Annotated in this window: 10 protein-coding genes; 4 read left to right on the top strand and 6 right to left on the bottom strand. The window is 51.8% G+C overall.

What is annotated here, in order from left to right:
* Window positions 1-837 precede the first annotated feature (837 nt).
* The gene (locus tag IE054_RS17145) at window positions 838-2,865 is read left to right on the top strand and encodes an NADPH-dependent 2,4-dienoyl-CoA reductase (RefSeq protein WP_189408433.1); all 2,028 of its coding nucleotides are present in this window, start codon (window positions 838-840) and stop codon (window positions 2,863-2,865) included.
* A gap of 3 nt (window positions 2,866-2,868) precedes the next feature.
* Here IE054_RS17145 and IE054_RS17140 read toward each other — a convergent pair whose 3' ends face one another.
* Together IE054_RS17140 and yaaA are read right to left on the bottom strand one after the other, a co-directional pair.
* The gene (locus IE054_RS17140; protein WP_189408441.1) at window positions 2,869-3,204 is read right to left on the bottom strand and encodes a VOC family protein; all 336 of its coding nucleotides are present in this window, start codon (window positions 3,202-3,204) and stop codon (window positions 2,869-2,871) included.
* Window positions 3,205-3,396: 192 nt separating this feature from the next.
* Window positions 3,397-4,173 carry a peroxide stress protein YaaA gene (yaaA, locus tag IE054_RS17135; RefSeq protein WP_189408432.1) on the bottom strand — a complete coding sequence of 259 codons (777 nt, stop codon included), beginning with the start codon at window positions 4,171-4,173 and terminating at the stop codon, window positions 3,397-3,399.
* 341 nt (window positions 4,174-4,514) lie between these two features.
* Between yaaA and tal the strand changes: the two genes are divergently transcribed.
* The 3 genes from tal to IE054_RS17120 all read left to right on the top strand — a co-directional run bounded on the left by tal (window position 4,515) and on the right by IE054_RS17120 (window position 7,656).
* Window positions 4,515-5,474, top strand: coding sequence for a transaldolase (gene tal / locus IE054_RS17130; protein ID WP_189408431.1), 960 nt, complete (start codon window positions 4,515-4,517; stop codon window positions 5,472-5,474).
* 34 nt (window positions 5,475-5,508) lie between these two features.
* Window positions 5,509-7,158, top strand: coding sequence for a glucose-6-phosphate isomerase (pgi, locus tag IE054_RS17125; protein ID WP_189408430.1), 1,650 nt, complete (start codon window positions 5,509-5,511; stop codon window positions 7,156-7,158).
* 321 nt (window positions 7,159-7,479) lie between these two features.
* A complete protein-coding gene (locus IE054_RS17120; protein WP_189408429.1) occupies window positions 7,480-7,656 on the top strand; it encodes a DUF3545 family protein in 177 nt (58 codons plus the stop codon).
* A gap of 100 nt (window positions 7,657-7,756) precedes the next feature.
* Here the strand turns inward: IE054_RS17120 and ung are convergent, their stop codons facing one another.
* The 4 genes from ung to thrA are packed head-to-tail and all read right to left on the bottom strand — an operon-like array spanning window position 7,757 to window position 13,161.
* Entirely contained in the window at window positions 7,757-8,419 is a 663-nt protein-coding gene (gene ung, locus IE054_RS17115; protein ID WP_373293947.1) for a uracil-DNA glycosylase, read from the bottom strand.
* 15 nt (window positions 8,420-8,434) lie between these two features.
* Window positions 8,435-9,721: a threonine synthase gene (gene thrC, locus IE054_RS17110; RefSeq protein WP_189408428.1), complete on the bottom strand. Its 1,287-nt coding sequence runs from the start codon at window positions 9,719-9,721 to the stop codon at window positions 8,435-8,437.
* Window positions 9,722-9,737: 16 nt separating this feature from the next.
* A complete protein-coding gene (gene thrB, locus IE054_RS17105; protein WP_189408427.1) occupies window positions 9,738-10,685 on the bottom strand; it encodes a homoserine kinase in 948 nt (315 codons plus the stop codon).
* Window positions 10,686-10,695: 10 nt separating this feature from the next.
* Window positions 10,696-13,161 carry a bifunctional aspartate kinase/homoserine dehydrogenase I gene (thrA, locus tag IE054_RS17100; RefSeq protein WP_189408426.1) on the bottom strand — a complete coding sequence of 822 codons (2,466 nt, stop codon included), beginning with the start codon at window positions 13,159-13,161 and terminating at the stop codon, window positions 10,696-10,698.
* Window positions 13,162-13,214 lie beyond the last annotated feature (53 nt).

Here is a 13,214-nt window from a genome sequence, read left to right as displayed (position 1 = left end):
TGTTGAGCGTGCGCTGAATGCAAGACCCAGGAAATGCCTAGGGTTTAAGCAGCCATCGGTCGTGTTCAATGCATTACGAAGAGCAGCTTAATTTAGCGAGTGGTGCACTTCGGGGTTGAATCCGCGGGTTCAATCTAACCATAAAACACGCATACCGATTTTAGCAGATAGATCTGGCTTACGATTACTGCCGCATAATGAAGGAGCAATAGTCAAAGATGTCGCTGTTGGTACAGGCGCGGAATCGTTGACTATTTCCAAGAACAGTATTGTAACCAGCATTGACGGCATTAAAATCAATAGTGGCAATTTTGATCAGGTTACCTCTATGCTGAGTAACCGCAATGTGGATAGCGTCACCGTCTGTTGGATTGGACCAGAAAATCAAACCTGCAAAGAATTGGTACTTAATTCGAGAATTTAAATGTGATTCCAAGCGCCGCAATACAGATCAGCACTAGACTTTCATTTGTTGATTTAGTTTACGATTCAAAAGCCGGCAATCCGCTAGCGGTACAAAATTTTGCATTTAAAAGATGGTTTCAAATGACCTCTGTTGGGATCAAGATGATATAGAATCTATATCAACTAACGTCCGTTCCTTGTCTTAAGCAGACAACCGCCCTCGCGGTGCTGACGGTCTGTATATCGCTCATAGCTGACCGTTAGACCGATTTAGATTCACCACAGCTTGCCCCTCCCAAACAGAATCCCGCGTCAATAACCATGATTGCTTGCCTCAGCATGAAAACCCTCCTACTCTGCTAAGACTGCCAGGGTCTGCGTCTCCGTACTGCGGGGATAGAAGCGCTTGCCGACTGATTTATGGAGCAAAGAATGTCATCGAATTCAACCTACCCGCATATGCTGGCCCCGCTCGATTTGGGCTTTACCACGCTGAAAAACCGCGTGCTGATGGGGTCGATGCATGTGGGGCTTGAAGAAGAGAAAAACGGCTTTGAGAAACTTGCCGCCTTTTATGCCGCCCGTGCGCGCGGCGGCGCCGGGCTTATTGTCACAGGGGGTATCAGCCCCAGTATTTCGGGCTGGCTGGGGCCATTTGCCGGGCGCATGAGCAGTAGCCGACATGCCAAAAAGCACCGCGTGGTGACCGATGCGGTGCACGCAGAAGACGGCAAAATATGTATGCAAATTCTGCACGCCGGACGTTACGGCTATCATCCGCTGGCGGTGTCCGCGTCGGCGATTAAGTCGCCCATTTCCCCGTTTAAGCCCCGTGCGCTGTCTTCACGTGGCGTGAAAAGCACCATTAAAGACTTTGTGAACTGCGCCAAATATGCACGTAAAGCGGGCTACGACGGTGTTGAAATCATGGGCTCAGAGGGCTATCTGATTAACCAGTTCTTTTGTGAGCGTACCAACCATCGTGATGATGAATGGGGCGGTCCGGTTGAAAACCGCGCCCGCTTTGCCATTGAAATTGTACGCCAGACCCGCGAAGAACTGGGCACCGATTTTATTATTATCTTTCGCCTGTCGATGCTGGATTTAGTCGAAGGCGGTTCTCACTGGGAGGATGTGGTGTATCTGGCCAGGCAAATCGAGGCCGCGGGTGCCACACTTATCAATACCGGTATTGGCTGGCATGAAGCGCGGGTTCCTACCATTACCACGCCGGTGCCTCGCGCCGCCTTTACCTGGGTAACGCAAAAGTTGCGTGAAGAAGTCAAGGTGCCGCTTATCACCACTAACCGAATCAATATGCCAGACGTTGCCGAAAGCGTGCTGTCTGAGGGGCATGCCGACATGGTGTCGATGGCCCGGCCGTTTCTGGCCGACCCGGACTTTGTTGCCAAGGCCATGCGCAATAAGGCCGATCTCATCAATACCTGCATTGCCTGTAATCAGGCGTGTTTGGATCATGCCTTCGAACAGAAGCGCGCCAGCTGTCTGGTAAACCCACAGGCCTGCTATGAAACCGAACTGCACTTTCCAAGCACCACTAACGGGAAAGTCATCGCGGTGATCGGCGCCGGTCCTGCGGGGCTGGCGGCGGCCACCTATGCGGCGCAGCGCGGGCATACCGTGCACCTGTTCGAGCAGGACGCCAACATTGGCGGTCAGTTTAACTATGCCAAACAGATCCCGGGCAAAGAAGAGTTTAACGAAACACTGCGCTACTATGCCCGGCAGATAGAGGTCACTGGCGTTAACCTGCACGTAAACACCCGTGCCGACAGTGACACACTGAAAGCGTATAATATTGACGAGGTTATCGTGGCCACCGGCGTATTGCCACGGGAACTTGAGATAGACGGCATTGCTCATCCAAAAGTCATGAGTTATCTGGATGTGCTGCGCGACCACAAGCCGGTCGGCAAAAAAGTCGCCATTATTGGTGCCGGCGGTATCGGGTTTGATGTGGCCGAATTCCTGGTAGAAGACGAACACCTCACCCTGCAGCCGGATAAGTGGCTGGCACACTGGGGCATTGATAAAAGCTACCAGTCACCCGGCGCCCTCACAACGCCAGAAGACGCAGAGCCGGCCAGGGATATTTACCTGTTACAACGTAAAACCAGCAAGCCGGGGAAAGGGCTGGGTAAAACCAGCGGCTGGATCCACCGGCTTACCCTGCGAAAGTATCAGGTCAGCATGGTGCCGGGCGTGACGTATGTAAAAGTCGACGATGACGGACTGCATATCCGGGTGAACGATAAGCCGAAAGTGCTGGATGTGGATAATGTCGTAGTATGCGCTGGCCAGTTGCCCAACAATGCGCTTGCAGAATCCCTTAAAGTGGCAGGCTTTTCCGTTCACGTTATCGGCGGCGCCGATGTGGCGGCTGAACTCGACGCAAAGCGCGCAATCCGGCAGGGCGCCGAAATAGCCGCCACGCTGTAACGTTTAAAACTGATCAAACATGATCAGATTGCCGTCCGGGTCTTTAAGCACGCAGTGACCCGGACCACTGTCGCCTTTAACCGGCGTTTCTATTTCAATGTCGTTCTTTTTCAGGTGCGCCTCTATGCTGCGCACGTCTTTGGGGTTAAAGGTCAGAATATTGTCCTCAAACATCCCTTCGAACAGGCCTATTACTGTGCCGTCTTTTTCCATGATCAGCCATTTGTCTTTCACCGAACCACAGTCAGGGAAGGCGGAAAACCCCAGCACTTCGTAAAAGGCTTTGGATTTGCTTATATCTTTTACTGCCAGACTTACCGAAAACGTACCCAGTTCCATTGCAACCTCCATTAATGACGCCCGACAAGCAGTGAAATGCCAGCCGGGCGTCCCGCTGTTTTTTCATCTTCATTCCCATTGTAGGTCACTTTTGAAAAAACAGCCGGTGATTGCTTCTTTTAGCCATACCCGCAGATGGTTTTAAGTCGCCAGCATCGGCACCAACGCGCTCGGTATCGCCTGGTTTCTGCGTTAGCTTTCCTGATTACGCAGGAATACCAGCTCAGAGGCACTGCTCTGGTCTTCATCAAACTGATACCCGTCAATGTCAAAGTGCTTCAGGCCATCGACGTCAGATACCTGGTTTGCAATGATATACCGTGCCATTAGGCCCCGGGCCTTCTTAGCGAAAAAGCTGATGACCTTATATTTACCGTTTTTGTAATCCTTAAATACCGGCGTTATCACCATGCCGTCCAGCGAGCGCTTCTTGACGGACTTAAAGTATTCGTTGGACGCCAGGTTTATCAGCACGTTGTCACCCTGCGCCTGCATCGCGTCATTGAGCGCATCCGTGATTTTTTCACCCCAGAAACTGTACAGGTCCTTGCCCTTTTCTGTATCCAGTTTCGTGCCCATTTCCAGCCGGTATGGCTGCATTAAATCAAGCGGGCGCAGCGCGCCGTATAATCCCGACAAAATGCGCAGGTGCGCCTGGGCGAACTGCATGTCTTTATCGTTCAGGCTGTAGGCATCAAGGCCAGTATACACATCACCATTGAACGCATAGACCGCCTGACGGGCATTGCCTTTCGTAAACGGCGTAGAAAATTCCGCAAAGCGATTTGCATTCAGCGTTGCCAGTTTGTCGCTTATGCCCATCAGAGAAGACAGCTCAGCCGGTGACAATGTTTTACACCGGGCCACAAGTTGCTCTGCGTCATCAAGCAGCATTGGGGTAGTTGCGGCATCGGTAGGAACGGGGGTTGAATAATCCAGGTTTTTCGCAGGTGAAACAACAACCAGCATGAATATCTCCTCAACAAATTAACCTGGCGAGTATAACACTTCACGCGCCTGCGGCAGCCCGTATGCTAAGACAAATAATCAATCAGTCTGAGCAGTGAAACCGATTAACCGCAATGAACCCGCATACACTCGATTTGTGCTACAAATCCGACAGCGGGTTTGATATAACGTGCAAAGCAAATAAAAAACTGACCCCTACAGAAAAACTACAATTTTAAAGCGGTGCAGTGTGCCTCTGGCATTGGAGGAAGAACCACACTGACACAACGCATTTCTATGGCATGCCCGCTCTTCCACATAACCGGTTGTGCCGTTTATTAACAGAATAAGGTTTACGAACTATGAGCAACCAGCTAGCGTCGCTGCGCGACATTACCACCGTTGTTGCCGATACCGGTGACATTGAGGCTATCAAGAAGTACCAGCCGGTGGATGCCACTACAAACCCGTCTTTATTGCTAAAGGCTGCAAGCCTGCCACAGTACAGCCAGTTGATTGATGACGCAGTGGCCTGGGCTAAAATCCAGTCAAATGATGCCGACGCTCAGCTTACCGATGCGGCTGATGCCCTGGCCGTATCCATCGGTAAAGAAATTGCTGCCATTGTGCCTGGCCGGGTGTCGACCGAGGTGGATGCACGCTTATCGTTTAACACACAGGCAACCATCGAGAAGGCGCGTCGCCTGATTCAGCTTTATAAAGATGAAGGCGTAGATAAATCAAAGATCTTAATCAAAATCGCATCTACCTGGGAAGGTATTCAGGCCGCAGAAGTACTGGAACAGGAAGGCATTAACTGTAACCTGACTCTGCTATTCAGTTTTGCTCAGGCTCGCGCCTGTGCCGAGGCAGGTGTGTTTCTGATTTCCCCGTTTGTCGGCCGTATTCTCGACTGGTACAAAAACCATACAGGAAAAGACGAGTATGCTCCGGATGAGGATCCAGGAGTCCAGTCTGTGACTAAAATCTACAACTACTACAAGGAACACGGCTATGAGACGGTCGTGATGGGCGCCAGTTTCCGTAATATTGGTGAGATCCAGGCACTGGCAGGTTGCGACCGGCTGACAATTAGCCCGCAACTGTTAGAAGAGCTGGCAAACCAGGACGGCGGGCTTGAGGTGAAATTAACTGATCAGGGAGCAAACAGTACGCCTGGTGAGCGCCTTGATGAGATGAGCTTCCGCTGGGAAATGAATGAAGACCCCATGGCCACAGAAAAGCTGGCTGAAGGCATTCGCAACTTTGCCGCCGACCAGGTCAAACTGGAAACCATGCTCAAAGAAAAACTGGGGCAATAACGGTAGTAACCGGATCAATAAGGACACTATTACTATGAGCAGACTCACTTCGCTTCCCGAATGGACAAAGCTGTCTGAACTGGCGCAGGCTATCAAGCCTGCGCACATGCGTGACTGGTTTAATGATGATCCGTCCCGCCCAGAGAAAATGCAGGCCGAAGCATGCGGCCTGTTTCTTGATTATTCTAAAAACCGGATTAACGACGAAGCTCTCGACGCACTGATTGACCTGGCCAGAGCACAGGACTTTGAAGCCCGGCGTGATGCTATGTTTAACGGCAGTCACATCAACACGACCGAGGGCCGTGCGGTGCTGCATACCGCGTTGCGTAACTTCTCTGCAGATGAGTTACATGTTAACGGTGAAGATGTCATGCCCGCCGTACGTAACACACTGGACAAAATCCGCACTTTCACCGAGGCCCTGCACAACGGCGAGTACAAGGGCTACACAGGTAAACCACTGAAGCAGGTGGTCAGTATTGGCATTGGCGGCTCATTTTTGGGGCCAAAAATCATGACCGAGGCGCTTAAGCCTTATCATCAGCATGCAGTAGACGTGCACTTTGTGGCAAATGTCGACGGCTGTCATATTAAAGACGTACTGGCCGGACTGGATCATGAAGAAACCCTGGTGATGATGTCGTCCAAATCCTTTTCCACTCAGGAAACCCTGCAAAATACGCAAACAGCGAAGCAATGGTTTCTCGATGGCGGCGGCAAGCAGGAGGATATTGCCAAACACTTTATCGCGGTGTCCTCTAATGTAAAAGCGGCTACTGAGTTTGGTATTGATGAAGACAATATCTTCCCAATGTGGGACTGGGTAGGCGGGCGCTATTCATTGTGGTCAGCCATTGGGTTGCCCATTTCAATGGCACTGGGGTATGAGCATTTCGAAGCGCTGCTTAAAGGCGCACACGACATGGACACTCACTTTCAGGAAGCCCCGCTGAAGGACAATCTGCCGGTACTGTTAGGCCTGCTTGGGGTCTGGTACCGGAATTTTTTCGATGCGCAGTCGCATGTGCTGTTGCCATACTACCACTACCTTCGCGGACTGCCGGCCTATGTTCAGCAGCTCGATATGGAAAGTAATGGTAAGGGTGTCACACAGCCTGGCGAAGTGGTCGACTATGCCACAGGACCGGTAATCTGGGGCAGTGAAGGAACCAATGGCCAGCACAGCTTTCACCAGCTTATCCATCAGGGCAACACCCTGATCCCTGCTGACTTTCTGCTGCCACTGACCGTGCCGAATCAGGATGATACGCACCATGCCATGCTGGCGTCGAATTGCTTCGGGCAGAGCCAGGCCCTTATGCAGGGAAAAACCTTCGACGAGTGCTACGCAGACCTGTCTGACAGCGACATGGAAGCATCTGAGCGGGAACGTATAGCGCAACACAAAACCATGCCAGGTAATAAACCCAGCAATACATTGTTATTTGAAAAGCTGGATCCGTACACACTTGGCTCACTGGTTGCAATGTATGAGCATAAGGTTTTTGTCCAGGGCGTTATCTGGGACCTTAACTCATTTGACCAGTGGGGCGTTGAGTTAGGAAAAGTGCTTGGAAATCAGGTTCTTGATGGGATAAACGGCGAACAGAGTGCAGACGCATTCGATGCCTCCACCCAGCAATTGATTGACCGTTTTCGTGCACGCAATGCACCAGAATAACCCCTTGCACGGTACCAGCTAACCATGCTGGTGCACAGGCATCAGGATAACGGCCGGGAAACCGGCCGTTTTTTTATCTGCAGGACATGACGTTGCGCCACTATCAATGCGCAAAAACGGATAAAACCTTGGGCTGACCACACCAAAGCTGAGCCTGTTCACGCTTTGGCGCGCCCACCAATAATTGTCATAGGAATGTCACAAACTGTTAATAAAAGGTAAATTTTCTTATTTTATTTTCTTTGTGGCTATGATAAAAAATAGACAGGGGAACATTTGTACACCTGTACTGTTGTAAATGGTAATAAAAAGGAGATCCTCGTGGATAAGTCAGATCTGTTTGCCATGTTAGACATCGAAGCAAGCCCAGCAAAAACGAAAAGTAAAAAGCGCAAGTGGAGAGAAATAGAAGCCCTGCAAGACCGATTCAGACTTGAAAAAGAGCTCGCCGAACTGGACTGCGGGTTCGAATATGAACTGGAAACACTGGAAAGATAAACAAAAGGCCGCCTGATTTAATCAGGCGGCCTTTTTACTTTTCAGCATAAGCCTCTAAAACAGGGGGCATGCGCGTTACTGAACTGTACAGGTCTGTCTGTCAATTTTGCCAGCGTATCGGTGTTCTGCCGTGCTCGGACAGGAAGGCATTGGCCTGACTAAAATGACGGCAGCCCAGAAAGCCGCGATGCGCAGACAACGGTGACGGATGAGGCGCCTTCAACACCTGGTGACGGTGCGTATCGACGACCCGGCCTTTTTTCTGCGCGTGGCTGCCCCACAGCAGAAAAACCACGTTTTGCGTGTGTTGATTAACCGCTTCAATGACTGCGTCGGTAAAGGTCTCCCAGCCCCACTTTGCGTGGCTGTGAGCTTTGCCCTGCTCCACCGTCAGCACTGTGTTAAGCAATAAAACACCCTGCTCTGCCCACGTCGTTAAATCACCGTGCTCCGGACGGCTGAATCCCTCTATATCTGCAGCAAGCTCTTTGTAGATGTTATTCAGTGAGGGCGGCGGCTTCACACCTGGCAATACCGAGAAGCACAATCCGTGCGCCTGGTCAGGCCCGTGATACGGGTCCTGCCCCAGAATAACCACTTTCACATCTTCCAGCGGTGTAAACTTCAGCGCGTTAAATACATCAGAGCGCGGCGGATAAATAACTTTGCCTGATTCACGTGCTTCATCAACACGGCGCATCAATTCAGCAAAGTACGGCTTTTGCTTTTCCTCACCCAGCGCGTCCTGCCAGCTATGAATCACAGATGCTCCTTATTCTTACTTACCTAACTTTTCCAGCATAAAGGCTTTAAGCGCAGCATAATCGTCAGACAGTGACTCGGCCAGGCTCTCCTTACTGGCCACCGCTTTGAGTTCAGGCGGCAGACTGATCGGCTGTCCCAGAGCATTTTCAACTGTTTCGCGGAATTTAGCCGGATGTGCGGTACCTAAGAAGATGCCTGTTTCGTCGTCTTTCAAATCATGACTAAGCGCCCGGTAGGCAACCGCCGCATGCGGCTCACTGGTATAACCAAGCTGCGCCAGCTGACGCAGGGCCAGGTGTGTGTACTCTTCATCCACGGCGGTGCCGGTCAGACACGCTTTATCAATGTAGCCTTTTTGCATCAGGGCTTCGATACGCGGCCAGTTATTTGGCTGACTGACATCCATGGCATTAGACATGGTGGCCTGTGTCGGTTTTGGCGCCCAGTCATTGCTTTGCAGGTAGCGTGGTACCGTATCGTTGATGTTGGTAGCGGCGATAAAACGCTTTACAGGCAACCCCATCGCTTTAGCGATCATACCGGCAGTAAGGTTACCAAAGTTGCCACTGGGCACCGATACCACCAGATTATCACGCTTCGACGCAGGCACCTGACTGACCGCTTCAAAGTAGTAGCAGACCTGCGCCAGCAGACGACTGATATTGATTGAATTGGCTGAGTTTAGATGTAATCCCTCTCGCACGTCGGCATCGTCAAAGGCCGTCTTCACCAGTGTCTGGCAGGCATCAAAGTCACCGTCGATGGCCACTGCATGAATATTGCCTCCCAGCGTGGTAAACAGCTTTTCCTGCAAGGGGCTGATTTTGCCTTTTGGAAACAGGATCACAACGTTGATATTGTCGATACCATGAAAGGCATGCGCCACCGCTGCGCCTGTATCACCGGATGTCGCGGTGAGGATCGTGATCGGTTTGCCTTCACTGATGGCTGACAGTGTCTGGGCCATAAAGCGCCCACCAAAGTCCTTGAAGGCCAGCGTCGGGCCATGAAACAGTTCAAGGCTGTAAATATTGTCGGTGACTGGCGTCAGAGGCGCCGGAAAAGCAAAGGCCGTGCGTACTATGTTCTCAAGCGTTTCTGCTTCCAGCTCATTACCAATCAGCGTGCGTAATACGGTGATACTGCGCTCGACAAACGGCTGACTGAGCAGCGCGTCGAGGTTGTCCAGTTTAGGAATGTCAGTGGGAAAATATAACCCCTGATTTTTGCCCAGGCCACGTTGTACGGCCTCTGCGAAACTTGCTGTGTCCTGTGCAACTTTAAGATTAACCAATTCCACGAAGCTACCCTTGTCGTTATAATTCTGTAGTGAGTGCGCCTTGCGCCGGTACCCGGCAAACATGCGCAAACCCGTCATTGTTCTGAATATACGTTTGTGTGAGTGTGGCGGCAATGTTGCTGGCGTCTGTTTCACGCTCACACAGTGCAAAAACAGTTGGGCCCGACCCCGAAATACCGAACGCCAGCGCGCCCTGGCTTAGGCTCTTCTCACGGCATTCATCAAAGGCGGGTAACAGTTGTTTGCGCCATGGTTCAGCAATAACATCGTTGACCACCGCCGCGGCCTGCTTACTTTCCCCCTGATACAATGCATGAACAAACACCGCCAGTTGTCTGCCAAAGGTCAGTGTGTCCTGCATTGGAATGTGCTTAGGCAGTATGTCTCTGGCCTGCGCCGTAGACACGCTTATACCAGAGTAACACACCGTGACATACCAGCTGTCTGGCACTGGCAGTTTTACTGCTATCCGGCTGTCACCGGTCATTAGTGTCATGCTGCCCAGAAAACAGGGCGCCACATTATCGTAGTGAATACTGCCGCTTATCTGGCCTTCCAGTTCCCCCATCATAGCCAGTAACCGGTCATCGTCAAACGGCGAACCGGCACTGACGTTGAGCGCCTGAAACGCGGCCACAATTGAACTGGCACTGGAGCCAAGACCACTGCCAATCGGCAGGTTTTTATGCAATGTCATGGCACAGGGCGCGGCGCGGTGTCCGTGCTCCTCCAATGCCTGACAAAAATAGTGATAACAGCGCGTAACAATATTACTCTGACTGTCGCCTGGTAATTTGTGGGCGAACGGCCCGTCAACACGCAGTGAGAATTCCTGCGCCGGCTCAACGGTGACTTCATCACCCAGCGGCGTGCCATCTACCGGCGCCAGTGCGGCGCCCAGTACATCGTAGCCAACACTGAAATTTCCGATTGATGCAGGTGCATATGCACGAACTGCTTTCATGGGCACTCCTTTACTGTGCGTTTTGTTTCCATGGCATGGTACGCAGGATGTCTGCAAACACCCCTGCAGCTGTCACAGTGCCCCCTGCGCCATAACCCCGGATCACATACGGGATTGGCTGGTAATAATCGCTGCTGATCGCCAGCGCGTTTTCACCATCTTTAACCGCACTGAGCGGATTTGACGCCGGTACAGCATCAATTGATACTTTGCATTTGTCGCCTTCAATGCTGCCAATGTAGCGCAGCACCTTGCCATCAGCTTTCGCTTTTTCCACACGTTCAGCAAAGTCCTGGTCGAGCTCAGGAAGCTGCGCCATAAACGTCTCGACATCGCAGTCTGACGCAAAACCATCGGGTAATACAGACTCGATTTCTATGTCTGACAACTCCAGTTCAAGGTCGGCTTCACGCGCCATAATCAGCAGTTTTCGGGCAACATCCATACCACTTAAATCATCGCGCGGATCGGGCTCAGTATAGCCATTCTCGCGCGCGGTCGCTGTGGCTTGTGATAAACTCATCCCTTCGTCCAGCTTGCCAAATACATACGACAGGCTGCCGGATAAAATGCCCTCAAAGCGATGCAGCACATCGCCGGCACTGAATAGCTTCTGCAGGTTATCGATAACCGGCAGACCCGCCCCAACTGTTGTTTCATAAAGGTACTGGCGGTTGGTCATCAGCGCGGTACGCTGCAACTGCCGGTAGTAACCCAGCGAGCCGGTATTGGCTTTTTTGTTTGGCGTAACCACATGAAAGCCCTGCTCCATCATGGCCACATATTGCTCGGCAATCACTTCGTGACTGGTACAGTCTACGATCACCGGATTAACCAGGCTGTTATCATTCACAAATGCCTGCAGACGGTCGACGGAAAAAGGCTCACTGGCCTCACTTAACGCACTGCGCCAGTCGCCGCTGACATCAATACTCTGGCTGTCCAGTAAGCACTGCCGGCTGTTGGCTATTCCGTATACCCGCAACTGCACGTTACGCTTAAGCAACGCCGGCTGCTGACGGGCAATCTGGCTTAACAGTTCGGTACCGACATTGCCACACCCCACCAGAAATACATCAATGGTATGGCGATCTGAGAAAAAATTCTGATGAATAACCCGTACCGCTTTCCTGGCGCGCTTGGCTTCGATAACCGTAGAAATTGAACGCTCTGACGACCCCTGGGCGATGGCCACGTTATTCACTCTGGCCTGTGCCAGTGAACCAAAGAAACGGGCAGCCAGCCCCTTCGCATGGCGCATGCCGTCCCCTACCAGCGTAACAATGGCAAGCTCGTGTCTCACTTCAATGGGATCCAGCAGCTGATTTTGCAGTTCCAGCGCGAAGGCATCTTCCAGCAGATTAAGCGCCTGGCGCGCATCCTGGCTTTGAATACAAAAGCTGATGGAATACTCAGACGATGACTGGGTAATGAGGCTGATAGAAATATTGGCATTCGACATCACCTCAAAAACACGACTGGCCATACCCACCATGCCCTTAAGGCCCGGTCCGGCAACGTTGAACATGGTGATGTCTTCAAGCTGCGAAATGCCTTTCACCGACGTCCAGATATCACTGGCCTGATTACTGATAAGGGTGCCCGGTGCCGACGGATTCAGGGTATTTCTGATAAGGCAGGGAATGTGATGCTGGGCGATTGGCCCGATAGTTTTGGGATGCAACACTTTCGCGCCGAAGTAGGACAGCTCCATGGCCTCCTGGTAGGTCAGTTTATCCAGTAACACTGCACCTTCTACCTGGTTGGGATCAGCGTTATATACCCCGTCAACGTCGGTCCATATTTCACAGCAGGTTGCATCAACACAGGCAGCCAGCACCGCGGCTGAGTAGTCTGAACCATTGCGTCCCAGCGTGACTTTTTCACCTTTTTCGTTTGCAGCTACAAAGCCCGGCATCACCAGAAGTTCACTACCATCGGCAGGTACATCGGAAAAACGCGCTTTACTCAGCGCCACATCCGCGATGCTGTCTAAGTAGTTGCCCTCGGCCAGCAGATAGTTGACCGGGTCAATCACCCGGTTTTTAATACCTTTGCCACGCAGCACGGCGGCAAACAGGGTAACGGAAATGTATTCACCGATACTTAAGATCCCGGCACTCACTGGATCAGGAGCAACGCCCAGTAATTTTATACCATCAAGCTGCTCTTTCAGCCGGCTTAATTGTGCACGAATAAACGCCACGACCTCATCATGAGGAAAACCCGACACGGACTCATGCAGCGCATTGGCAATGCCCTGCACGGTCATATCCAGTTTCTCAAACAGCGGCGAATAATCCTCGCCGCCTGCCGCCTGCTCACACAGCAGCGACAGCGCGTTGGTAACCCCCTTTGGCGCTGACAGTACCACCGCCGCACCTTCAGTCTTGTGAGTGTCCAGACTAATGTCGGCAACCCTAAGATAGCGCTCGGCGTCGGCGAGTGACGAGCCTCCAAACTTTAAGACCTTCATATGCTGCTCCTTTTTATGCCCGGTTCACCGCCTGGCAATCGGTAAAAAAAAAC

This window comes from Alteromonas halophila, assembly GCF_014651815.1.
Taxonomy (GTDB): Bacteria; Pseudomonadota; Gammaproteobacteria; order Enterobacterales; family Alteromonadaceae; genus Alteromonas; species Alteromonas halophila.
This window is presented reverse-complemented; position numbering and strand designations above follow the sequence as displayed.